Source organism: Desulfofundulus thermobenzoicus (assembly GCF_009428905.1).
Classification (GTDB): Bacteria; Bacillota; Desulfotomaculia; order Desulfotomaculales; family Desulfovirgulaceae; genus Desulfofundulus_A; species Desulfofundulus_A thermobenzoicus.
Genome location: NZ_WHYR01000019.1, coordinates 53,591 through 62,633, shown reverse-complemented (window position 1 = coordinate 62,633; position 9,043 = coordinate 53,591). Strand labels below are relative to the sequence as shown.

General features: G+C 58.4%; 7 protein-coding genes. All 7 read left to right on the top strand.

What is annotated here, in order from left to right; all coding sequences use genetic code 11:
- Positions 1–90 precede the first annotated feature (90 nt).
- The 7 genes from GFC01_RS08645 to GFC01_RS08615 all read left to right on the top strand — a co-directional run bounded on the left by GFC01_RS08645 (position 91) and on the right by GFC01_RS08615 (position 9,019).
- Positions 91–870 (top strand): ABC transporter permease, encoded by a 780-nt coding sequence (locus GFC01_RS08645; protein WP_152946257.1) that lies wholly within the window; start codon positions 91–93, stop codon positions 868–870.
- On the top strand, positions 870–1,658 hold the full coding sequence (locus tag GFC01_RS08640; RefSeq protein WP_152946255.1) for an ABC transporter ATP-binding protein: 789 nt from the start codon (positions 870–872) through the stop codon (positions 1,656–1,658). The genes GFC01_RS08645 and GFC01_RS08640 overlap by 1 nt, the downstream gene beginning before the upstream one ends.
- Before the next feature lie 475 nt (positions 1,659–2,133).
- On the top strand, positions 2,134–3,093 hold the full coding sequence (locus tag GFC01_RS08635) for an Rpn family recombination-promoting nuclease/putative transposase (RefSeq protein ID WP_152946252.1): 960 nt from the start codon (positions 2,134–2,136) through the stop codon (positions 3,091–3,093).
- A 187-nt stretch (positions 3,094–3,280) separates the two neighbouring features.
- Positions 3,281–3,463, top strand: a complete 183-nt coding sequence (locus GFC01_RS08630; RefSeq protein WP_152946251.1) for a hypothetical protein — start codon at positions 3,281–3,283, stop codon at positions 3,461–3,463.
- 103 nt (positions 3,464–3,566) lie between these two features.
- On the top strand, positions 3,567–4,550 hold the full coding sequence (locus GFC01_RS08625) for an NADH:flavin oxidoreductase (protein ID WP_152946249.1): 984 nt from the start codon (positions 3,567–3,569) through the stop codon (positions 4,548–4,550).
- Between the two features lie 201 nt (positions 4,551–4,751).
- Positions 4,752–5,222 carry a BREX-3 system P-loop-containing protein BrxF gene (gene brxF / locus GFC01_RS08620; RefSeq protein WP_152946247.1) on the top strand — a complete coding sequence of 157 codons (471 nt, stop codon included), beginning with the start codon at positions 4,752–4,754 and terminating at the stop codon, positions 5,220–5,222.
- Between the two features lie 65 nt (positions 5,223–5,287).
- Positions 5,288–9,019 carry a DUF6079 family protein gene (locus GFC01_RS08615; protein WP_152946296.1) on the top strand — a complete coding sequence of 1,244 codons (3,732 nt, stop codon included), beginning with the start codon at positions 5,288–5,290 and terminating at the stop codon, positions 9,017–9,019.
- Positions 9,020–9,043 lie beyond the last annotated feature (24 nt).

The window sequence follows — 9,043 nt, the reverse complement described above, 5'->3', positions numbered from 1 at the left end:
GGTTTTCAGGGGCGGGTTTTTATTAACCAGGCGGGACCAAACCAATTTCCGGGGCCGCGGCAGGCGGCGCCCGTTGTCTTGAGGTAGAAAATGCTGTTGAGACAGGAAATGAACAAATCCCTTTATACCGGTCTGGGGGCGTCCCATTTTGCCCTGCTGTTCGCCCTCTGGGCGCTCCTGGCTTACGGCCACCTGGTGCCGGCCTCCCTTTTACCTGCTCCCGATCAGGTTTTTCACACGGCCCGGGAAATGGCCGGCGACGGTTCACTGCTCAAGCACGCCCTGGTGAGTACCTTCCGGGTGGGTGCCGGTTTTATCATTTCCTCCGTACTGGCCGTACCCCTGGGCATTTTAATGGGCACCTGGAAATGGGCGGTGGCCTTCTTCGAGCCCATGTTCGGTTTTATCCGTTACATGCCGGCCTCCGCCTTTATCCCCCTGTTCATCCTGTGGCTGGGTCTGGGCGAACCGGAGAAAATCATGGTCATCTTCTGGGGCACCTTTTTTCAGCAGGTGCTGATGGTCATGGACGTCACCAAAAACGTGCCCCATGATTTGATTGAAGTGAGCTATACCCTGGGGGCGAAGGGCTATTCCGTGTTCCGGCGGGTGATTATTCCCGCCTCCCTGCCGGGGATAGTGGACACCCTGCGCATTACCTTCGGCTGGGCCTGGACCTACCTGGTGGTGGCGGAGATTGTGGGCGCCAGTTCCGGTCTGGGTTACGCCATCATGCATGCGGCCCGGTTCGGCCAGACGGGCAGGATATTCGTCTGCATTGCCACCATCGGCCTTCTGGGCATGCTTACCGATTTTCTTTTCAAGTTTATCTACCATGTTTCATTTTCCTACCTGCGGCGGGGGAAGTGATGGTGTTGGACGGAAACGGCTTCAAGCTGAGCATTGAGGAAGTGTGTAAAACCTTTAACGCCCGCGCCGGGGATGTGGAGGCGCTGCAGGCCACCAGTTTCCATGTGCGGGAAGGGGAATTTGTGACCATTCTGGGCCCCTCCGGCTGCGGTAAGTCCACCATCCTGCGCATTGTGGCCGGGCTCACCGAACCCACGGCCGGGCGGGTGCTGCTGGACGGGCGGGAAATCAAGGGGCCGGGGCCGGACCGGGGCATGGTTTTCCAGTCCTATACCCTGTTCCCCTGGTTGACGGTGCGGCGGAACATTGAATTCGGCCTGGAACTGCGCGGCGTGCCGGCACAGGAACGCCTGGCGGTTTCCCGGCATTATGTGGAACTGGTGGGTTTAAAGGGCTTTGAAGAAACCTTCCCGGCCGGCCTTTCCGGAGGGATGAAGCAGCGGGTGGCCATTGCCCGGGCCCTGGCCAACGATCCGGAAATACTGCTCATGGACGAGCCCTTTGGCGCCCTGGACGCCCAGACCAGGCTGATCATGCAGGAAATACTGCTCAAGGTGTGGGAAGAGGCTCGGAAGACCATCCTCTTTGTCACCCACGACGTGGAGGAAGCGGTCTTTTTAAGCGATACGGTGCATGTGATGACCTCTCGCCCGGGGCAGATCAAGGAAACGGTGTGCATCGACCTGCCCCGGCCCCGCACCTATGAAATGAAGGACGAACCCGCCTTTTTGCACCTGAAAAGGCAGCTTTTAGACCTGATTCGCGAGGAGAGTTTAAAGGCGGTGTGAAAAGGGCGTTTACCAGCCTCCGGGGAAAAAGGGGATAAAGACATTCATGCCGCGAGGCGGCACCATTAGAAGACGAAAATTAAATTTTCGGGACAGGCTCTATTTTAAGGCAGCCTGTCCCTTTTATTAAGCAGCAATTTTTCCGCCGCGGCCACGTCCGGATCATTGCCCAGCAGACGGGCAGGTCGGGGGCGATGTTCTCCCCTTCCACCCGGCGACCGTTCATACGCCGGAAGTCGCCGCGGCGGCTCCATTTCCCTGGAAGCGCAGCGGTTGGGCCTGCCGGACCTGAAATTTCAGTCCTTTGGTTTTGAGGAGAGCTGATTTTGATGGTTACAGGAGTACAGATATAATTTTGAAGGCATTTGACGCCCAGGATTATCGGTGAACCGGGTGCCGGATTGGCAGTAAACTTGTTGAAACCCTGCCGGACCCGGTGTAAACTGTAACCAGAAAGAATAAAGGAGCCGGTCCGATGAACGAAAACCAGATCGACCACGACCGCCTGTTTAAAGAACTGCTGGAAACCTTTTTTGCCGAATTCATGGAACTTTTCTTTCCGGAAGCGAGTCGGGCCATTGACCTGACGCAGCTCAAGTTTTTGCAGCAGGAGGTATTTACCGACGTAACGGCCGGGGAAAAACGCAAAGTGGATATTCTGGTGGAGACCCGGCTCAAAGGAGAACCCGGCTTGATCCTGGTTCATGTAGAGCCACAATCGTACGTGCAAGGAAATTTTAACGAGCGGATGTTTGTCTATTTCAGCCGGCTGTACGAAAAATACCGGCGTAAAATATTACCCGTGGCCGTATTCAGCTACGATCGGGTAAGGGACGAACCGGATAGTTTCGAGCTGGTGTTCCCGTTTCTGGATGTTTTAAATTTCCGGTTTTACAAGCTGGAGCTGAAGAAACTGAACTGGCGGGAATACATCCAGGGTGACAACCCGGTGGCCGCCGCCCTTTTAAGCAAAATGGGCTTTCAGCCGGAAGAAAAGGTAAAAGTGAAGGTTGAATTCATGCGCATGCTGGCCCGGATGAAATTGGACCCGGCCCGGATGGAACTGTTGGCCGGTTTTTTCGAGACCTACCTGAAACTGAATCGGGAGGAAGAAGAACAATATAACCGGGAATTGGGAAGACTGGATAGTAAGGAGGTTGACGTGATCATGCAGATAACCACCAGCTGGCATGAGAAAGGTCGTGCGGAAGGTCGTGCGGAAGGCCGGGTGGAAGGCAAAGTCGAAGCCAAGCGGGAAGTTATATGCAAATACCTGGTCCGCAAGTTTGGGGATAAATCGTCAGACATGCAACAAAAGGTCCAGCAGATAACCAATCTGGAAGTGCTGGACTATATCCTGGAGGAGCTTTTTGCCGCCAATACCCTGGAAGAAGCCCGGGCCATCGTCAATAACGGTGCCGGTAAACCATCGTGATTCAAATTGTTCTTTGCGACGGCGACCGAAGTCTATCCCGGAAATTCCGCGGGACAGAACGAAGCGGTCAAACCGGCGGTAAAAGTGCCCGTACTGGTCACCGGCGGCCTGGGGGGTTACTTCATCGAGGTCAAAGGGCGGGTCAGGGGGGCGAAAACGGTGACGGTGACCAGGAAATCATGCATACATGGACGGAAACAAGCGCATCGGCGTGGTGCTGTCCGGTACCATGCCGGCCATGAACGGCTACCAATTGGAAGTAGGGCGCCGGGAAATGGTCTCCTTTACCTTGAGCGCGGCTGAGGTGAGGCGATCCGTAGAAGAGATCGCTGCTTGGCCGGGGGCGCACAGCCGGGCGGTTAGCATGTAGCAGACCTGCTGATCACCAAACCCGGGAGGAATTAATTTAAGCAAATGGGCTTTTAAGCCTATTTAAACCGGAAAATCAATTTTTACCGAAAGGAGTTTTCCCCATGGCCAGTTTGTTCACGCCGTTTGAATCACCCAAGCTGCAGTTAAAAAACCGTGTTGTCATGCCGCCCATGGCCAATTATCTGTGCCCGGAGAGCGGGGAGATAAACGAGGCCCTGATCGCCCACTACAACCGGCGGGCGGAAGCGGAGGTGGCCCTGCTCATTGTGGAACACAGCTATGTGACCCCCTCGGGCCGGGCCGATAAGAAGCAGCTGGGCATTCACGACGACGCCCTGGTGCCCGGTTTAAGGCGCCTGGTGGAAGAAGTGCACCGGCGCGGCGCGAAAATCGGCATTCAGATCACCCACGCCGGCAGCAATACCAGTACCGCGGTGCTGGACCGCACACCCCTGGCCCCTTCGGCCGTGCCCCATCCCAATGGCAGGGGGGAAGTGCCGCAGGAGCTGTCCGCAGCGGAAATGAACGGCATAAAGGAAGCCTTTGCCGCTGCAGCCCGCCGGGCCAGGGACGCCGGTTTCGATATGGTGGAAATACACGGCGCCCACGGCTACCTGTTGAACCAGTTTTTCTCCCCCCTGACCAACCGGCGCACCGACCAGTACGGCGGCTCCTTTGACCGGCGGCTGCGCTTCCCCCTGGAGGTGGTGGAAGCCGTACGCCGGGCGGTGGGAGACGACTACTGCCTCTTTTACCGCCTCGGCGCCGACGACCGGATGCCCGGGGGCATTACTCCCGGGGACGCCCGGCGGGCCGCCCCCGCCCTGGTGGAGGCCGGCGTGGACGTGCTGGATCTTTCCGGCGGCCTGTGCGGCGCCAGGCTCAGCGGCAGCGGCTTTTTCGTCTACCTGGCCGAAGCGGTCAAACCGGCGGTAAAGGTGCCCGTGCTGGTCACCGGCGGCCTGGGGGATCCCGTCCTGGCCAACGCCGTGATCGCCGAAGGCAAGGCCGACCTGGTGGGCATCGGCCGGGCGCTGCTGGCCGACCCGGAATGGGCACGGAAGGCAAAGGCCGCGCTGGGTTAAACAGCCGGGAGATTGCCGGAAGTTTTATCTCTGACGGGAAACGGCCGGGGGCGGGAAGTGGGATCAGGGGTGCGGCGGCTTCCGGCTGTTTTCCTGAGTATTTACCGGGAAATCATTGACAGCACGCTGCCGGTTTGGAGTATTATATTGCTATATGTATTATGGAATTGCTGACTTTATAGGTAAAGAGGTTTTCCATAAATGTTAGATGAAATCGTCCAACTAATCAACCAGGCCGCCGGGTTATATTACCGCCTGATCCTGGTGGTGGCGCCGGCCGGCAAAGGCAAGACCCGTATGCTTCAGGAATTACATAAGCTCACCGGCGCTCCCCTACTCAACGTCAACCTCGAACTCTCCCGCCGCCTGCTCGACCTCACTGAGCGCCGGCGGGCGCTGCGTATAGCCCGGTTGCTCTCCGACATTGTCAATACATTACCAGATGACCTGATCCTTCTTGACAATACGGAAATTCTGTTCGATGTGGCGCTCAGGCAGGATGCACTGCGGCTGCTGCAGGGCCTTTCCCGGAACAGGACCATCGTTGCCGCCTGGAACGGCCGCCTGGAAAGCGGCTATCTGACCTATGCGGTGCCAAATCACCGTGAATACAGGCGCTATCCGGTGCGGGATTATCTGGTTTTAAACCTGGAGCCGCCCGCCGGCGGTTAAGGGGGGGACGGCGCTTCAGGGATCGATACAAAAACGGCAATGGATAGTAAGGAGGCAGATTTTTGATGAAATACCGGGATCTGATCCAATTCGATCCCATCAGATCCATCGTTCAGCTGCGGGATGCCGACCGGGAATCGGAGGCCCGGCAACTGGTGAAGACTTATGTCATTTCCCGGGAAATGGCCGAAAAGATAACCGGGTTGATCATTCCCCAGCTGCAGTTCGACCAGCCGGCGGATAACAAGGGGCTCCTGGTGGTGGGCAATTACGGCACCGGTAAATCCCACCTTATGTCGGTGATCTCCGCCCTGGCCGAGAATGCGGAACTGGTTGCCCTGCTCAATAACAGCCAGGTGGCCGGCGCCGCCGGCCGGATCGGCGGCCGCTTCAAGGTGGTGCGCACCGAGATCGGTGCCACCACCATGTCCCTGCGTGATATTCTCCTGGGCCAGCTGGAGGAACACCTGGCCGCCATGGGAGTGGATTACGGATTCCCCTCCGCGGCGGAAGTGCCCAACAACAAGCGGGCCTTCGAGGAGATGATGGCTGCTTTCCACCGGGTGTATCCCGATCACGGCCTGCTCCTGGTGGTGGACGAGCTCCTGGACTACCTGCAGACGCGCAAGGACCATGAGCTTATCCTGGATCTGAACTTTCTCCGGGAAATTGGTGAGGTCTGCAAAGACCTCCGCTTCCGCTTCATTGCCGGTGTGCAGGAGGCCATCTTCGACAGTCCCCGTTTTTCCTTTGTGGCCGATAGCATCCGCCGGGTGAAGGACCGGTTTGAGCAGATTCTGATTGCCCGTACCGATGTCAAGTTTGTGGTGGCCGAGCGCCTGCTCAAGAAAACGGGCGAACAGCAGGCCAGCATTCGCGAATACCTGACGCCCTTTGCCCGATTTTATGGACGCATGAACGAGCGCCTGGACGAGTTCGTCCGCCTTTTCCCCGTGCACCCCGATTTCATCGATGTTTTTGAACAGATCCGGGTGGCGGAGAAGCGTGAGGTGCTCAGAACCCTGTCCCGGGCCATGGAAGGGCTTCTCGACCGGGATGTCCCGGAAGACCGGCCCGGTTTGATCGCCTACGACAGCTACTGGAATACCCTGCGCGAAAACGCCTCCTTCCGTGCCGTTCCGGAGATCAGGGCGGTAATCGACTGCAGCCAGGTGCTGGAATCCCGCATCCAGCAGGCCTTCACCCGCCCCGTTTACAAACCCATGGCCCTGCGCATCATCTACGCCCTGTCGGTGCACCGGCTGACCACGGGCGACATTTATTCCCCCGTCGGCGCCACGGCGGAAGAACTGCGGGACGGGCTCTGCCTGTACCAGCCTGGAATCGAAGAACTGGGCGGCGACCCGGCCGACGACCTGCTCTCCCAGGTGGAAACGGTGTTGCGGGAAATCCACCGGACGGTGAGCGGGCAGTTCATTTCCCTAAATAAGGATAACCGCCAGTATTACCTGGACCTGAAAAAGACCGACGACTTTGACGCCCTGATCGAAAGGCGTGCCGAAAGCCTGGAAGCCTCCCATTTGGACCGCTATTATTACGAGGCTTTAAAGCGGGTCATGGAGTGTACCGACCGCACCTACGTGACCGGATTCAAGATCTGGCAGCACGAGCTGGAGTGGCTGGAGCGCAAGGCCGCGCGCCAGGGATATCTTTTCTTCGGCGCGCCCAATGAGCGTTCCACTGCGGTGCCGCCGCGGGATTTCTATATTTATTTCATCCAACCCTTTGACCCACCGTATTTTAAAGACGAGAAAAAGGCCGACGAAGTGTTTTTCCGCCTTAAAGACCTGGATGACGGGTTCCGTACCACACTTAAAAACTATGCCGCGGCCCTGGACCTGGCCTCCACAGCCTTGGGTCACGCCAAATCCACCTATGAATCCAAGGCGGGCGATTTCCTCCAGGAGCTGGTGCAGTGGTTGAAACAAAATATTTTCACTGCCTTTGAAGTGACCTGCCAGGGACGGGCCAGGTCACTGACCGGGTGGGTCAAAGGAAAGTCAATCCGGGAAGTCTCCGGCATCGCCCCGGGCGAGCGCCTGAACTTCCGTGACCTGGTGAATACCATCGCCGCCGTCTGCCTGGGCCCGCATTTCCAGAACATTGCTCCCGAATATCCGGCTTTCTCCGTGCTCATTACCGGGGCCAACCGTGCCCAGGCGGCCCAGGACGCCCTGCGGGCCATCGCCGGGCAGCACCGGACCAAACAGGCCACGGCCGTGCTGGACGCGCTGGAATTGCTGGACGGCGACAGGCTGGATCCCTACCGGTCAAGGTATGCCAAAACCGTCCTGGAGATCATGAACAAAAAGGGACACGGCCAGGTGGTCAACCGCCCGGAACTACTCCAGGAAATCTACAGTGAAGAGTATTTCGCCCCGGATAAAGGGTACCGTCTGGAACGGGAATGGCTGCTGGTGCTTCTGGCCGCCCTGGTCTACTCGGGTGATATCGTCTTGGCCATTCCGGGCCGGAAGTTCGATGCCACCGGGCTTCCCCAGCTGGCCGGGATTGCCGTGGACGAATTGATTCAGTTCAAACATATTGAACGGCCAAAGGACTGGAACCTCCCGGCACTCAAGGCACTGTTCGAGCTGCTGGGGCTGACGCCGGGCATGGCGCAGCTGGTTACCCAGGGGAAAGACGAGCCCGTTTATGAACTGCAGAAAGCCCTGGCCCGGCTGATAAGAAGGCTGGTACTGGCGCAGGAGACTTTGAGGGGAGGTTTGTCCTTCTGGGGCCGTAGCCTGCTGACCGGTGAGGAAGCCGAAAAACTGCGCTCCCGCCTGGAGCAAACCAAGACCTTCCTGGAATCGCTCCAGGTCTACACTTCACCGGGCAAGCTCAAGAATTTCCGGTATGACGTGACAGAAGTGAATGCCCACCGGGAAGGCCTGGCGGCCATGGACGAGGTTGGTTTCCTGCATGGACTGGTGGTGGAATTGGGGCCGGAGGCTGCGTACCTGGCCACCGCCGAGGCCGTCCTGCCCGGCGGGCATGGATGGATCGACAGGGTGAAAGCGGCGCGGGATGAGATCCTGGCCCAGATCAGCGATCCGGCCGGGCGCCGCCAGCCGGTCTTCCGCCAGGAGGCCCGGCGCAGGTTAACCGCGCTGAAAAAGGAGTACAAAGAGGCATACCTTTCTCTGCACGCCAGAGCCCGGCTGGGTGTAAACGAGGACAGGCAGAAGACCCGGCTGATGGGCGATCAGCGGCTGAAGGCTTTACAGAAGCTTTCCACCATCGACCTCATGCCCCGCCGGGAGTTGTCCGATTTCCAGCAACGTCTGGCGGGCCTGCAGAGTTGTTTTAAACTTACCGGGAGGGATCTGGGTGCCTCGCCCACCTGCCCGCACTGCGGCTACAGGCCGGCCGCGGAGCCGGCGGCAACCCCGGCAGCGACGGTACTGGCCGATCTGGACGGGAAACTGGACGAAATGGTGGAAAACTGGACCCGCACCCTCCTCAAAAACCTGGCGGATCCGGCGACGCAGGGCAACCTGGAACTGTTAAAACCGGCGGCCAGAAAAATTGTGGATGATTTTCTAGAAGTGCGGAAGTTGCCAGATGAAATAAGCGCAGAATTCATTCAGGCTGTGCAGGAGGCCCTCTCCGGGCTGATCAGGGTGCCGGTAAAGATGGGGGACCTGCGGGCGGCCCTGCTCTCCGGCGGTTCGCCGGCCACGCTTATAGAGCTGAAGAAGCGGTTTGAGGAGTACGTGGAGGGGCTGGCAAGGGGTAAAGAACGGGAAAAGATTCGGGTGGTATTGGAATAGGATGTCCGCTTCGGGGGAAGGAAA